Source organism: Microbacterium sp. NPDC056057 (assembly GCF_042266945.1).
GTDB lineage: Bacteria > Actinomycetota > Actinomycetes > Actinomycetales > Microbacteriaceae > Microbacterium > Microbacterium trichothecenolyticum_C.
In genome coordinates, this window is sequence record NZ_JBHJWS010000001.1 from 640,994 (window position 1) to 655,119 (window position 14,126).

At 68.9% G+C, this 14,126-nt stretch carries 14 protein-coding genes; 13 read left to right on the forward strand and 1 reads right to left on the reverse strand.

Annotated features, from left to right (window positions below; translation table 11 throughout):
• Nucleotides 1-276: 276 nt before the first annotated feature.
• From ACFC1K_RS02685 to ACFC1K_RS02730, 10 genes are all read left to right on the forward strand, one after another.
• Nucleotides 277-1,611, forward strand: a complete 1,335-nt coding sequence (locus tag ACFC1K_RS02685) for a DUF222 domain-containing protein (RefSeq protein WP_375870324.1) — start codon at nt 277-279, stop codon at nt 1,609-1,611.
• A gap of 210 nt (nt 1,612-1,821) precedes the next feature.
• The gene (rpmB, locus tag ACFC1K_RS02690; protein WP_013584774.1) at nt 1,822-2,058 is read left to right on the forward strand and encodes a 50S ribosomal protein L28; all 237 of its coding nucleotides are present in this window, start codon (nt 1,822-1,824) and stop codon (nt 2,056-2,058) included.
• The gene (gene rpmG / locus ACFC1K_RS02695) at nt 2,058-2,228 is read left to right on the forward strand and encodes a 50S ribosomal protein L33 (protein ID WP_018173550.1); all 171 of its coding nucleotides are present in this window, start codon (nt 2,058-2,060) and stop codon (nt 2,226-2,228) included. The genes rpmB and rpmG overlap by 1 nt, the downstream gene beginning before the upstream one ends.
• A gap of 3 nt (nt 2,229-2,231) precedes the next feature.
• The gene (gene rpsN, locus ACFC1K_RS02700; protein ID WP_018173549.1) at nt 2,232-2,537 is read left to right on the forward strand and encodes a 30S ribosomal protein S14; all 306 of its coding nucleotides are present in this window, start codon (nt 2,232-2,234) and stop codon (nt 2,535-2,537) included.
• 127 nt (nt 2,538-2,664) lie between these two features.
• Nucleotides 2,665-4,191 (forward strand): alpha-N-arabinofuranosidase, encoded by a 1,527-nt coding sequence (locus tag ACFC1K_RS02705; protein ID WP_375870325.1) that lies wholly within the window; start codon nt 2,665-2,667, stop codon nt 4,189-4,191.
• Between the two features lie 35 nt (nt 4,192-4,226).
• On the forward strand, nt 4,227-5,228 hold the full coding sequence (locus tag ACFC1K_RS02710) for a LacI family DNA-binding transcriptional regulator (protein ID WP_375870326.1): 1,002 nt from the start codon (nt 4,227-4,229) through the stop codon (nt 5,226-5,228).
• An 89-nt stretch (nt 5,229-5,317) separates the two neighbouring features.
• Nucleotides 5,318-6,304 (forward strand): carbohydrate ABC transporter permease, encoded by a 987-nt coding sequence (locus ACFC1K_RS02715; protein ID WP_375870327.1) that lies wholly within the window; start codon nt 5,318-5,320, stop codon nt 6,302-6,304.
• Nucleotides 6,301-7,182, forward strand: coding sequence for a carbohydrate ABC transporter permease (locus ACFC1K_RS02720; RefSeq protein ID WP_375870328.1), 882 nt, complete (start codon nt 6,301-6,303; stop codon nt 7,180-7,182). The genes ACFC1K_RS02715 and ACFC1K_RS02720 overlap by 4 nt, the downstream gene beginning before the upstream one ends.
• Before the next feature lie 75 nt (nt 7,183-7,257).
• Nucleotides 7,258-8,520, forward strand: coding sequence for an extracellular solute-binding protein (locus ACFC1K_RS02725; protein WP_310286702.1), 1,263 nt, complete (start codon nt 7,258-7,260; stop codon nt 8,518-8,520).
• Nucleotides 8,521-8,731: 211 nt separating this feature from the next.
• Nucleotides 8,732-9,799, forward strand: coding sequence for an alpha/beta hydrolase (locus ACFC1K_RS02730; RefSeq protein ID WP_375870329.1), 1,068 nt, complete (start codon nt 8,732-8,734; stop codon nt 9,797-9,799).
• Nucleotides 9,800-9,952: 153 nt separating this feature from the next.
• On the opposite strand, the gene ACFC1K_RS02735 is transcribed toward ACFC1K_RS02730, so the two are convergent.
• Complete coding sequence (locus tag ACFC1K_RS02735) at nt 9,953-10,807, reverse strand: alpha/beta hydrolase (RefSeq protein WP_375870330.1); 855 nt, start codon at nt 10,805-10,807, stop codon at nt 9,953-9,955.
• Nucleotides 10,808-10,973: 166 nt separating this feature from the next.
• Between ACFC1K_RS02735 and ACFC1K_RS02740 the strand changes: the two genes are divergently transcribed.
• The 3 genes from ACFC1K_RS02740 (at nt 10,974) to ACFC1K_RS02750 (ending at nt 14,123) form a co-directional block, all read left to right on the forward strand.
• Nucleotides 10,974-11,567, forward strand: coding sequence for a TetR/AcrR family transcriptional regulator (locus ACFC1K_RS02740; RefSeq protein ID WP_375870331.1), 594 nt, complete (start codon nt 10,974-10,976; stop codon nt 11,565-11,567).
• Between the two features lie 211 nt (nt 11,568-11,778).
• Complete coding sequence (locus tag ACFC1K_RS02745) at nt 11,779-12,066, forward strand: HU family DNA-binding protein (RefSeq protein ID WP_045301792.1); 288 nt, start codon at nt 11,779-11,781, stop codon at nt 12,064-12,066.
• A 77-nt stretch (nt 12,067-12,143) separates the two neighbouring features.
• Nucleotides 12,144-14,123: a cytochrome c oxidase assembly protein gene (locus tag ACFC1K_RS02750; protein ID WP_375870332.1), complete on the forward strand. Its 1,980-nt coding sequence runs from the start codon at nt 12,144-12,146 to the stop codon at nt 14,121-14,123.
• Nucleotides 14,124-14,126: the final 3 nt, after the last annotated feature.

The following is a 14,126-nucleotide window of genomic DNA, read 5'->3' on the forward strand; positions in this document are numbered from 1 at the left end:
CCCTCTCCCGGGATTGACGACATGGTCCACCCGGAATGCGGTTCGGTGTGGGATTTTGTAGGGGCGCACAACGCGGCGCGCCGCCGGGGCCTGCTGTCTTGGAGCAACCCCGAGGATGCATTCCCGTGGCGGAATGCAGCGCTGAGGAGGGGTATCGCGGGGACAGGGCAGCGCCAAGAAGGCGCACGGAGAGCGGGTGCCGGCGCCGAAGGGCCCCAACTCTCAGCCGGTTCCAGGGGCGGTCTCAATGTCGTAGATATGTTCTAATATCGAGCCATGGAAGCAACCCCGCTCGACGGCATCGCAGAGGCGCTACACGCGCTGGCGACCGCGGGCGGCGACCGTCCTGCCGGCGCTCTGACGCCGGCGGAGCTCGTGGCGGTGAACCAAGCGTTCGGTGCGCTGAAGCGTCATGTCGATGCCGCGTTCGCCCCCGTAGCGGCCGAGATCTCGCGGCAGTCGCGCCGAGAGCTCGGCAAGGATTCGCTCGCGAAGAAGCAGGGTTTCGCATCGCCGGCGGTGCTGATCTCGACGACCACCGGCACGAGCGTCGGTGAGGCGGTGCGCATCGTGCAGGTCGGTGAGGCGACCGCGCCTCGGGTGTCGCTCACCGGTGAGGCGCTGCCCGCGAAGCACCCGCATGTCGCCGAGGCGGTGGCGGGCGGCGGGATCGGCATGACGGCGGCGGCCGCGATCATCAGCCTGCTCGACCGGCTGGCCGTGCGCGTCGATGCGGCCCGGCTCGACGAAGCAGAGCGGCAGCTCGTGGGGCTGGCTCCGGGGTTGCGCCCCGACGAACTCGGCAAGCTGCTGGCCCGCGCTGAGGCGCACCTCGATCCCGACGGCATCGAACCGCGACACGAGCAGCTTGTGTCCGAGCGGACGTTCCAGATGCACGAGCGCGACGGGATGCTGGTGATCTCCGCCAAGCTCGACCCTGAGACGGGAGCGCCTGTCAAAGCGGCGCTCGACGCGCTCGTCGGCGACGCACTGCGCCGAAACGAACACACCGACGAGGTCGACCGTGACCCGCGATCGGTTCGGCAGATTCAAGCGGATGCGCTGGCGGACCTCTGCCGCCACGCGATCGGGTGCGACCGGGTGCCCACTGGGGTGACCGCGACTGTCGTCGTGCGGATGGACCTCGCAGATCTCGAGGCGGGCACGGGCGCCGCGACGATCGATGGCATCGCCCAGTCGATCCCGGCGTCCGCGGTGCGCCGCCTGGCGGCAGATGCGCAGATCATCCCGTGCGTGCTCGGCGGTGACAGCGAGATCCTCGACTGGGGGCGCGCGAAGCGCCTCTTCACCCCCGTGCAGAAGCTCGCGCTCGGCGAACGCGACGGCGGATGCGCCGGCTGCGGAGCGCCACCGGCGTGGTGCCACGGGCACCACCTCGAGTGGTGGGATCGCGACGGCGGGCGCACCGACCTCGAGAACGGCGTCCTGCTGTGCACCGGGTGTCATCATCGGCTCCATGCCGACGGGTGGGAGATCCGCGTCGACGGTCCCGGCATCGATGCGAAGGTGTGGCTCATACCCCCGCCGTGGATCGACGCCCAGTGCACTCCACGCCTCGCCGGCAAGTCTCGCTACACGCTCACCGCCTGACCGCCGGGATGCGCTTTGCCCGGCGCCGGTGGGAGTCGGCGGGGCGCAGCATCCCTCCGTGCTAGACTGACTCTTTGTCTGCGCGCCTCCAGCACGCAGTACGTATCCCACACCAGTTCGCGGGCCTTCACCGGCCGGATCCGGCGCGGGGTGCAGACAAGGGATCTTGGGTGAGGCCGTCCGGCCTCACGGTACTAAGGAGACATCACTATGGCAGCAGTGTGCCAGGTGACTGGAGCAGTTCCCGGCTTCGGTCACAACATCTCGCACTCGCACCGCCGGACGAAGCGCCGCTTCGACCCGAACGTGCAGAAGAAGACCTACTTCGTTCCGTCGCTGGGTCGCAACATCAAGCTGAACGTTTCGGCCAAGGGCATCAAGGTCATCGACGCTCGCGGCATCGAGGCGGTCGTGCGTGACCTCCAGGCGAAGGGTGTGAAGCTCTAATGGCCAAGAAGGCACAGGACGTCCGTCCGATCATCAAGCTGCGTTCGACCGCGGGCACGGGTTACACCTACGTCACGCGCAAGAACCGCCGCAACAACCCCGACCGCATCGTGCTCAAGAAGTACGACCCGGTCATCCGCAAGCACGTCGATTTCCGAGAGGAGCGTTGATCCATGGCTAAGAAGAGCAAGATCGCGCGCAACAAGCAGCGCCAGGAGGTCGTCGACCGCTACGCCGCCAAGCGCCTTGAGCTGAAGAAGGCGCTCGTTTCGCCGACGTCGACCGACGAGGAGCGCGAAGCCGCTCGCGTGGGCCTGCAGAAGCTGCCCCGCAACGCGTCGCCGGTCCGCCTGCGCTCGCGCGACGTCATCGACGGCCGCCCCCGCGGTGTCCTCACGAAGTTCGGCATCTCGCGTGTCCGCTTCCGTGACATGGCGCACCGTGGCGAGCTGCCCGGCGTGACCAAGTCGAGCTGGTAAGCACCCGCTTCACAGAAGGCCCGGAGTTCCTCGGAACTCCGGGCCTTCTGCATTTCTTCTCGACATCGATCGCCCGGATGTGTATCGTTACAAATCGCTTCACCCCGATGTTTCGAAGGAGAAACCCGTGCCCGACCTCCGCGCCCGCGCCGTCGTCGACCTGGACGTCCCCGGTCCGGTCATCAGCCGCCACCTCTACGGCCACTTCGCCGAGCACCTGGGGCGCTGCATCTACGGCGGCTTCTACGTCGGCGAGGACTCGTCGATCCCCCACGAGCGCGGCATCCGACTCGACGTCGTCGAGGCGCTGAAGGGCATCGGCATCCCGAACCTGCGCTGGCCGGGCGGCTGCTTCGCCGACGAGTACCACTGGCGCGACGGGATCGGGCCGAAGGAGTCGCGGCCGCGCATGGCCAACACTCACTGGGGCGATGTGGTCGAGAACAACCACTTCGGCACGCACGAGTTCATGGACCTGTGCGAGATGCTCGACGCCGACGCCTACGTCAGCGGCAACGTCGGCAGCGGCAGCGTGCAGGAGATGAGCGACTGGGTCGAGTACCTCACCCGCGACGGCGACAGCCCGATGGCGAGCCTGCGCCGCGAGAACGGGCGCGACGAGCCGTGGAAGGTGCCGTTCTGGGGCATCGGCAACGAGGCCTGGGGCTGCGGCGGCAACTTCACCGCGCCCCAGTTCGCGTCCGAGGCGCGTCGCTACGCCACCTTCTGCCGCGACCACGGCGACAACAAGCTGTACCGCATCGCCGCCGGCGCGTCCGATGACGACGTGACCTGGACGACGGCGCTCATGGAGGCGCTCAACTGCCTCGGCTGCCAGCGCGACCCGAAGAACATCTTCCAGGCGATCTCGTTCCACTACTACACGCTCGCCGGCACGTGGGAGCACAAGGGCAGCGCCACATCGTTCTCCCCCGAGGACTACTACGCGACGATCTCGAAGGCGCAGGACATCGAGCGCGTCATCAGCGCGCACGCCCGGATCATGGACGCGTACGACCCCGGCCGCAAGGTCGGGCTCGTGCTCGACGAGTGGGGCACGTGGTGGGACGTCGAGGAGGGCACCAACCCCGGGTTCCTGTACCAGCAGAACACCGTGCGCGACGCGCTCGTGGCGGCCGTCCACTTCGACGCGTTCCACCGCAACGCCGACCGCCTGGTGATGGCCAACATCGCGCAGACGGTGAACGTCTTGCAGGCGATGCTGCTGACGGATGCCGAGACCGGCGCCCTCGTGCTCACGCCGACGTACCACGTGTTCGAGATGAACCGCGGCCACCACGACGCGACGTCGCTCGCCGTCCACGTGCTCGACGCCCCCGAGGCCCGCGAGGCGGACGGGCGATCGCTGCAGGTGGTGTCGGCGTCGGCCAGCACGACGGGCTCGACGGCGCTGCTGTCGCTGAGCAACCTCGACGCCGAGGCATCCCTCACCATCGACGTCGATCTGCGCGGCCGCGCGGTGTCGTCCGCAACGGCCCGTGTGCTCACCGGCGACTCGGCCGCCGCCCACAACACGGCCGACGCGCCCGAGGCGGTGGCGCCGGTCGCGCTCGACACCGAGCTCGACGGCGGCACGCTGCGGGTCACGCTGCCGGCGCACTCGTTCGCGACGGTGTCGCTGGAGCTGGCCTGACGGCCGGGCCGACGGCCCACGGATAGAGTTCAGCAATGGCCACCCTGCACGACGTCGCCAAGGCCGCCGGCGTCTCGCCGATGACCGTGTCGAACGTGCTCAACAAGCACCCGCACGTGCGGGCCGAGACGCGTGAGCGCGTGCTCAAGGCGATCGACGACCTCGGCTATCGCGTGAACGTCGCGGCGCGCAACCTGCGCGCGGGGCGCACCAACACGATCGGGTTCGCCGTGCCGGAGGTCGACCGGCCGTACTTCGCCCAGCTCGCGGCGCGCGTCATCGCGAAGGCGCAGGACGCGGGATACCGCGTCGTGATCGAGCAGACCGGCGCCGACCGTGAGAACGAGCTGTCGGCCATCGTCTCGTCGCGCACCCGCATGTACGACGGGCTCATTCTGTCGGCCGTCGGTCTCGGCACCGCCGACCGCGACCTGCTCACGACGGACGTGCCGATGGTGATCCTGGGCGAGAGCGTCTTCGACTCGCCGGTGGACCACATCGCCCTGCCCAACGAGGACGGCACGTACGCCGCGACGATGCACCTGATCGACCGGGGGTGCCGGCGCATCGCGATGGTCGAGGGCGACGACGTGAGCCGCCTCAGCGTCACGTCGCTGCGACACGCGGGATACCGTCGGGCACTCGAGGAGCGGGGCATCGAGCCGGATCCGGCGCTGGTCGTCGAGCTGCGCGAGCTGTCGTCCGAGTCCGGACGCCTCGCCGCGCACGAGCTGGTCGACAGCGGCGGCGACGTCGACGGCGTGGTGTGCATCACCGACACCGTCGCGCTGGGCGTCATCCGCGGGCTCGCCGATCGCGGGGTCTCGGTCCCCGGCGACGTGAAGGTGGTGGGCTTCGACGACATCCTCGAGGCCCGGTACAGCGTGCCGAGCCTCACCACCATCGACCCCGATCACGACGAGGTCGCCCGGCTCGCCGTCGACCTCCTGCTCGCCCGTCTGGCGGACGCGCCGGACTGGCAGCCCAAAGAGCATGTGACCGGGTTCCGCGTGGTCGCGCGCGAGTCGACCGGATGAGCCCGTCATGAGGGTTCGGTACCGGCTCTAGACCGGTTGTAACGATACAGGTAGCATTCAGTCCACTTCCGCTGGTCGAAGGAGATCACGTGACACTCATCGAAGAGAGGCCGCAGACCGACACACGGGTCCTCGTGACGGCGGGCAAGCGCATGTCGCGATGGCTGCGCCAGCCGGTCGGCAGCCACGGCCCCGTCTACCGCGCCGATCGGCTGCGGATCAGCCTGTTCCTCGTGCCGATGATCATCGTGTTCATCGTGCTGTTCGCGATCCCGCTGGCGCAGTCGCTGTGGTGGAGCTTCACGGACTTCAACGGGTACTCGTCGGACGCGCAGTTCGTCGGGTTCCGCAACTACGCGAACGTCTTCACCGATCCCTCGATGCTGGCAGGCCTGAGCTTCACGATCCTGTTCACGCTCGCCACGACGATCATCATCACGGCGCTTGCCATCCCGCTCGCCGTCGTCCTCGATCGGGCGTTCTTCGGCCGCAACGCGGTGCGCGCCATCTTCTTCTTCCCCGCCATCCCGTCGGTCGCGATCCTCGGGCTGGTGTGGGGCTTCATCCTCAACCCGCTGGGATCGGGAGCGCTCAACTCGCTGCTCATGTCGATCGCCGGCATCGGGCCGATCCCGTGGCTGTCGAACAGCACGCTGGCGCAGATCAGCGTGATCGCCGTCGCGGTGTGGACCTCCACCGGCTGGCACGCCATCCTCTACCTCGCCTACCTGCAATCCATCCCCGGCGACTACTACGAGGTCGCTCGCATCGACGGCGCGTCGGGACTCCAGCGCTTCTTCTACATCACGCTTCCGCTGCTGCTGCCGGCGATGACGGTGAGCTGGCTGCTGCTGATGACGGGCGGGCTCAAGGTCTACGACCTGCCGATCACGCTGACCAAGGGCGGCCCCGGCTTCTCGACCTTCACGATCACCCAGACGATCATCCAGAACGGCGTCTCGCAGGCGAAGTACGGTCAGGCGTCCGCGCTCGCGGTGATCTTCATGATCGCGGTGGGAGCGATCGTCGCCCTGCAGCTCTTCCTCTCCCGCCGCCTCGAGGGGAGGTTCTCATGAGCGTCCGCGAAGCCGCCGTGCCCGCAGCATCCGTCCCCGCCCTCAAGGTGCGCCGTCGTGAACGCGTGCTGTCGCGCCCGGGCGCGATCGTCACGAGCCTCGTCATGATCCCGCTCGCCGTGCTGGTGGGGCTGCCGTTCTACTACCTGGTCATCAACACGCTCAAGACGCAGGCCGAGACCACGGCGTCTCCGCTGGCTCTGCCGACCACGTTCAACCTCGACAACTACATCCGCGTGTTCACCGAGGTCCCCGTCGCGCAGGCGTTCCTCAACACGCTCTACGTGACGGTCGCCTCGATCCTGCTCATGCTGCTGATCGGGTCCATGGCCGCGTTCTCGGTCATCATGCGGACGTCGCGGCTGATGGTCGTGCTGCTGGTGGTCGCGTTCCTCGTACCCGGCCAGGTGACTCTGATCCCGCTGTATCGGCTGCTGAGCGACGTGCGGCTCGTCGACACCCTCGAGGGGCTCATCATCCTCTACTCCGCCGGGGCGGTGTTCTGCTACTTCCTCATCGTCGGCTACATGCGGACTCTCCCCGGCGAGGTGATCGAGGCCGCGCGCATCGACGGCGCCGGCCCCTGGCAGATCTACTGGCGGATCGCCCTTCCGCTCATCCGGCCGATTCTGGTGACGGTCGGCGTCTTCCAGACGATGTGGGTCTGGAACGACTTCCTGCTGCCGGTCGTCTTCATCAGCTCGACCGAGAAGCAGACCCTCGTCCTGCAGACCTACAAGGCCGTCGGCGAGTTCACGACCGACTGGCCGATGTTCCTGACGCTCAGCGTGATCGTCCTGATCCCGATGGTGATCTTCTTCATCGCGATGCAGCGCCACATCGTGCGCGGCCTCATCGCGGGAAGCGTCAAGGGCTGAGATGCACCGCTCGCACGGCGGTACGCGCGGAAGCTTCCGCAACCTGTAACGATCCAACAACCGAAAGGCGCAGCAATGACGCACACCTTGCCCTCCGCCCGCACGTCGATCCGGCTCGCCGCCGGCGCCGCCGCCCTCGCCACCGCCGTGGCACTGGCGGGCTGCTCGGGCGCACCGGCCGACGACCGGACGACCCTCACGTTCTTCTCCTGGTCGAACGAGGAGACCATGACGCCCGTGATCGAAGCCTTCGAGGAGGAGAACCCCGACATCCGCATCGAGTTCTCCTCGGCGCCGCCTGTCGCGGAGTACATCTCCACCCTGCAGAACCGCCTCGGCTCCAATACCGCCGCCGACGTGTTCCTGATCGCGGCCGAGAACAAGACGAACCTCATCGAGGGCGGGTTCGTCGAGGACCTCAGCGACGAGCCGTTCATGGACGTCGCATCGGAGTTCAACACGGCGACTTACGCGGGTCCGGGCGGCGAGGCGTACGGACTGTCGATTTCGTCGTGGGCGTCGGGCATCCTCTACAACGAGGACCTGCTCGCCGAGCACGGCTACGACGAGTTCCCGACGGACTGGGACTCCTTCGTCGAGATGCTCACCACCCTCAAGAGCGCGGGCGTCGTGCCGTTCCTCGAGTCGTGGCAGGGCTTCCCGACATCGCTCGGCTCGGCTGTGGGCCTGGCGAACTTCGAGCAGGGCGGCGACGTCGACGCGCAGATCTTCGCGGGCGAGTCGACCTTCGAGGACCTCTGGACCGACCCCCTCACCCCGTGGGACGAGCTGATCGCCGACGGCGTGCTGAGCCCCGACATGGTCGGCCTCACCGGCGACCAGGTGCGTGACGAGTTCGTCGGCGGGCGCGTCGCGATGATCACGACCGGCCCGTGGGACGTCGGCACGATCCGCGAAGCCAACCCCGACATCGACTTCACGTTCGCCGGCGTGCCTCAGGAGGGCGGCGAGCCCTTCTTCACCGGCGCCGCGTCGCCCGGCTATGCCATCAACACCGCCGCCAAGGAGCCGGAGGCCGCGAAGAAGTTCCTGGAGTTCCTGGCCAGCGAGGAGGGTGTGCGCATCTTCCAGGAGCAGACCAACGACATGACGACCACGTCGAACTACACTCCGACGATCGACGAGTCGCTCGAGGTGCCGTTCCAGGCCCTGCTCGACGGCAAGTTCTACCTGCCGATGATCTCGTGGCCCAAGTATCAGGACGCGCTGTACACCGAGCTGGTCGCGCAGATCCAGCTGATGGCGCAGGGTCAGGCCACGCCGGCCGACGTCGGCGCGGCCCTCGACGCCAAGCTCGCGCAGGAGTCCGGCGAGTAGCGGGGTCCCACGAGGCCCGGAGTTCCTCGCAGCTCCGGGCCTTCCGCGCTTTCGCGTGGCGCGGCATCCTTCGCGGGTCCCGCACCCTCCCGCGAGCGCTGCACCTTCCTGCGACTGCTGCGTCGCGCGACGCAGCAGTCGCAGGAAACGGCCGCGCTCGGGCGAGCCGGCGTCCGTAGACTCGGCACGTCGGACCGCGGAGGAGGATCGGATGCCGCTGGACCCCTTCTTCGCCGAGCGCCTGCGGGTGCACCGCAGGTATCTGTTCGACCAGGCGCTCGGGTCGATGCGCAAGCGGCTCTGGGCGCTGTGGTCGTTCGGCCGCACGAGCGTGCCCGCACCCGAGAAGGGCGCGGACGCGGCGAAGGCGAAGAAGCAGAAGAAGCCGCTGTCGCCGCGTGAGCGTCATCGCCGCGCGGCCCTGGCCTGGGACCGCACCGAACTGCGCACCGTCGGCACGCCCGGCCCGGACGTGCGCATCACCGAGCACGAGGTCGCCGTGCCGCACCGACCGCCCGTCCGGGTTCGGATCTACCACCCCGACGGCGACGCCCGGGTTCCCGCGGTGCTCGCGTTCTACGGCGGGGCATTCCGCATCGGGGGCATCGACTATCCCACGACGGATGCCGCGTACCGTCGCCGCGCGGCAGACGCGGGTGTCGCGATCGCCGCGGTCGACTACGCGCTGGCGCCCGAGCACCGCTACCCGGTCCAGGTGGAGCAGGCGTACGCGGCACTCGAGTGGCTGTTCGCGCACGCGTTCGAGCTCGGCATCGATCCCGACCGCATCGGCGTGGCCGGCGTCTCGGCCGGCGCGAACCTCGCGACGGCGCTGACCCTCGCCAACCGCGACCGAGGCGCCTACCCCGTGAGGCTGCAGGTGCTCGAGGTGCCCGTCGTCGACCTCACCGGCGCGCACCTCGACCTGCGCGCGACGCGGGCGCTCGGCATCCCCCGGTTCATCGTCGCCCGCGAGCTGCGCTCGGTCGCCCGCACCTACCTGCCGTCGAAGGGGAGGGCCCGCGAGCCCTACGCGTCGCCGCTGCGGGCCGCGTCGCACGAGGGCCTGCCGCCGGCGGTGATCCTCACAGCCGAGTACGACCCGCTCCGCGGTGACGGCGACGCCTATGGCGCGGCGCTGCGCGCGGCGGGCGTCGACGCCAGCGTCGTGCGGTACCAGGGCGTGACCCACGACACCGCGATCTTCACCGGCGTGCTGCCCGCCGCTCGCCGCTGGCACGATGACGTCGTCACCGCGCTGCGGCGGCTGCACGCCTGAGGCACGGGAAAGGCCCGGGGCTCTTGCGAACCCCGGGCCGCTGCGTCCCACCGCGGACACCGGCCGGGACACCACCCGACCGCCGAACCACCAGATGGACTGGGAGCTCGACGACCGGGTGCTGTCGGGGCGGCGCCGGGGCGCAGCATCCGTCTACTGTGCCGCCTCCGTCTCGGGAGCCGCAGCCGTCTCGCGCACCTGGTGGCTCGTGGCCCACGCGAGGGCATAGTCGGCGATCTCCTCCCAGCCGTCCTGGCTCACCAGGCGGTGGGTGCGGCCCGCGTACTCCTTGTACTCGACGATCGCGGGGCTGCCGGTCTGGGTGTACTTCTTCACGACGGCCTTGCCGATCGCCGGCGGCACGACGTGATCGATCTCGCCGGTGATGATGAGCAGCGGCGCGCGGTCGGTGCGGCCGTAGTCGACATGGGTGACGCCGCCCTTCTCGTTGAGCACCGACGAGACGCCCTCGAAGAAGACCCGGTTGTACGAGTTGACCGCGTACTCCTCCCACAGCTTGTCGGACTCGCTGCGCGGCAGGTCGTTGCCGAACGTGAAGTGGAAGTGGCGCTTCGAGAGCGGCTTGGCGCCGTTGCGGCCGAACGGGTTCGACAGGATCGGGGTGCCGGTCCAGAGGGTAGACAGCGGCAGCGTGGTGACCCCCGCGGTCTGTCCGGGTGCGACGCCCACGTACGCGACGCCGAGGCCGCGGTCGGCGAGCATCTGGGTGAGGACTCCCCCGAACGAGTGGCCGATGATGATCGGCTTCTCGGGGAGCTCGCGGATGATGCGCTCGTAGTTGTCGGCGATCTGCTTCAGGCCGATGCCCTTGAGCGCCTCGGGGTTGCTGCGGATGTCTTCGACCGTGCGGTCGTCGATGCCGGGCCAGCCCGGGACGATGACCTGGTGGCCGGCGGCGCGGAAGCGCTCGGCCCAGGTGTCCCAGCTCTTGGGGGTCATCCAGAGGCCGTGGATGAGGACGATCGGGGTCTTGGTCGTGGTGTTCATGTCGTGCTCCTCGGTGGTGTCGTGCGGTGGTTTCGGATGTTTCTCAGGTTCCGGATCCTGGTGTGTCTCCGGCTGATGTGTCCGATGGTAGACCGAACGTTCTATCTACGCAAGACTATTCCCAAGAATTCTGAAATGGCACGATGGAAGGACCTGAGGGGGATCCATGAGCACCACACCTGCCGCGCCTGCCGCGGCGAGCCACCCGTCACCGGCGCGTCGACGGCTGCTGGAAGCCGCGACGCAGCTCTTCTACAACGAGGGCATCCACTCGGTGGGGGTCGATCGCATCATCGAGGAGGCCGGCGTCACGCGGGCCACGATGTACAAGCAGTTCGCGGGCAAGGAGGGCCTCGTGCTCGCCTACCTCGAGGGGGAGGACCAGGGCCTGCGGGTGCTGTTCGCGCAGGCGGCGCAGGCGTCGAACGACCCCGACGTGCTCCTCGATCTCGTGGTCGCGGGCATCGAGCAGGACATCCGCGACCGGCACACGCGAGGCTGCCCCTTCATCAACGCCGCGGCCGAGTACCCCGACCAGGGGCCGGTGCGCGATCTCATCGCAGACCATCGCGAGTGGTTCCGCGGAACCCTCCGGCAGCTGGCCGAGGGAGCGGGGCTGCGCGATCCCGAGGGGGTCGCCGCATCCCTCGTCCTGCTGCGCGATGCGGCGCTCGTCGGCGGCTATCTCGACGGCCAGGACCGGGTCGGCCCGGCGTTCGCCCGCACCGCCCGCGAACTGATCGCCGCGCACCAGGGCTGAACGCTGTCGGCGTAATCGAGGCTCACGAGCCACATTTGTCACTCTTTTCACACGACACGCGGCCCTCATCGCCAAAAATCCGCAGAAATACGCGGTTCTGTCGGCCATGTCAGGTACATTCGGGACCGGTCGATAGGACCAGCCGGGGGGCGAAGCCGTCCGGTCCGAGCAATGACAAGACGGCACTCGTCGTCTTTGGAGGACATACCAAATGGCCGACAAGACCATCACCAAGACCGAGCTCGTCGCGAGCATCGCGAGCGCGACCGGCCAGAGCCAGTCCGCCGTCTCTGGCGTGCTTGACTCCCTCTTCTCCACCGTCTCCGACGCGGTCGCCGCCGGCAGCAAGGTCTCGATCCCGGGCTGGATCGCGTTCGAGCAGGTCGCCACCTCGGCTCGCACGGGCCGCAACCCGCAGACCGGCGAGGAGATCAAGATCCCCGCGGGCAAGCGCGTCAAGGTCACCGCGGGCTCGAAGCTGAAGGCCGCCGTCAAGTAATTCCGACGCAGACCTCTGGGGAGGGGATGCCGCGACCTGCGGCATCCCCTCTCGCTTTGTAAACGTAGGCTTGCAGGGTGAACCCCCGCGCCCTGCGGGCCGTCGGGCCCGTCATCCTCGTCGTGGCCGCGCTCGCGGTGATGGTGTGGGCGCTGGCGTTCGGCGGAGGCACCGCGCCGCTCGCGATCGCCGACCCCGGGCCGTTCGTGCGGTGGGGGCTTCCGACCGCGAAGCTCTTCGTCAACCTCTCGGCCGCCGGCATGGTCGGCGTGCTCGTGACCGCGCTGTTCACGCTGCGGGCCGGGGATCGCGAGTTCGACGTCGCACTCGACACCGCGTCGATCTCGGCCGCCGTGTTCACGATGGCCGCGGCCGCCACCGGGTTCCTCACGTTCGTCGACGCGTTCAATCCGGTCCTGAGCATCGGTCCGGAGTTCGGGGCGCAGCTCGGCCGCTTCATCGTCGAGACCGAGGTCGGCCGCACCTGGCTCATCACCACGATCGCGGGCGCAGCTCTCACGGTGCTGACCTTCGCCGTGCGGTCCTGGACGGCGACCTTCTTCGTGGCGCTGCTGGCCACGGCATCCCTCGTCCCGATGGGCACCCAGGGCCACTCCGGCGAGGAGGCGTTCCACCACGAGGCGATGACCGCGCTGATCCTGCACATCATCGCCGCGGCGGTGTGGCTGGGCGGGTTGCTCCTCATCGTGATCGTGCGGCCGCTGCAGTCCCGCGACGACAGTGTCGCGACCGTCGCCCGCTACTCGAGCATCGCGCTCGCCGCGTTCGTCGTGGTGGCCGTGTCGGGCACGGTGCGGGCCGCGATCGGTCTGCGCGACTGGTCCGCGCTCATCTCGCCGTACGGCCTGATCCTCGGCGTGAAGGTGCTGGCGCTCATCGCGCTCGGCCTCTTCGGCGCCTGGTACCGCACCCGCCTCATCGGCAAGATGCGGACCCAGGATGGCGCCACCCGCGCCTTCTGGACCCTCATCGCCTTCGAGCTCGTGCTCATGGGCGTCGCGAGCGGTGCGGCGGCGGCCCTCGCGCGCACGCCCCCGCCGGTCGTGCCGCTGATCCCGAAGACACCCACGCCCGCGGAGCGCCTCACCGGGGCCCCTCTCCCACCCGAGCTGACGCTCGACCGCTGGCTCACGGCGTGGAACGTCGACCTCCTGTGGGCGGTCATCGCCGGGTTCGCGATCTTCTTCTACCTCGTGGGCGTGTGGCGTCTGCGCCGACGCGGCGACGCCTGGCCGGTGTATCGCACGATCATGTGGGTGGTCGGCTGGCTGCTGCTGGTGTGGGTCACCGGCGGGGTCATCAACGTCTACCAGGACTACCTGTTCAGCATGCACATGGTCGGGCACATGCTCCTGACCATGGCGATCCCGCTGCTGCTCGTGCCGGGCGCTCCCATCACGCTGGCGGCGCGCGCGATCCACAAGCGCGACGACGGCACCCGCGGCGGCCGCGAGTGGCTGCTCTGGGTCGTGCACTCGCCGGTGGCGCGCATCCTCACGAACCCGTTCGTCGCCGCGGGTCTCTTCATCGGGTCGCTCTGGGTCTTCTACTACACCGACCTGTTCCGCTGGTCGCTGTACGACCACCTCGGCCACGAGTGGATGATCGCGCACTTCCTCGTCACGGGGTACCTGTTCGTGATGAGCCTCATCGGCATCGATCCGGTGCCCTACCGCCTGCCGTACCCGGGGCGCCTGCTCCTGCTGATCGGCGTGATGGCGATGCACGCGTTCTTCGGCATCGCGATCATGATGCAGGAGGGCCTCATGATCGCCGAGTGGTTCGGTTCGATGGGCCGCACATGGGGTGCGACGCCGCTCGAGGACCAGTACACCGGCGGCGGCATCGCCTGGTCGATCGGCGAGATCCCCACGCTCATCCTCGCGATCACGGTGGCGATCCAGTGGAGCCGCAGCGACGACCGCGAGACCAAGCGCCGCGACCGCCACGCGGACCGCACCGGAGACGCGGAGCTCGAGGAGTACAACGCACGGCTGGCGGCGCTCGCCGAGCGTGACGCGCGCAGCGGCGGCTGAGAA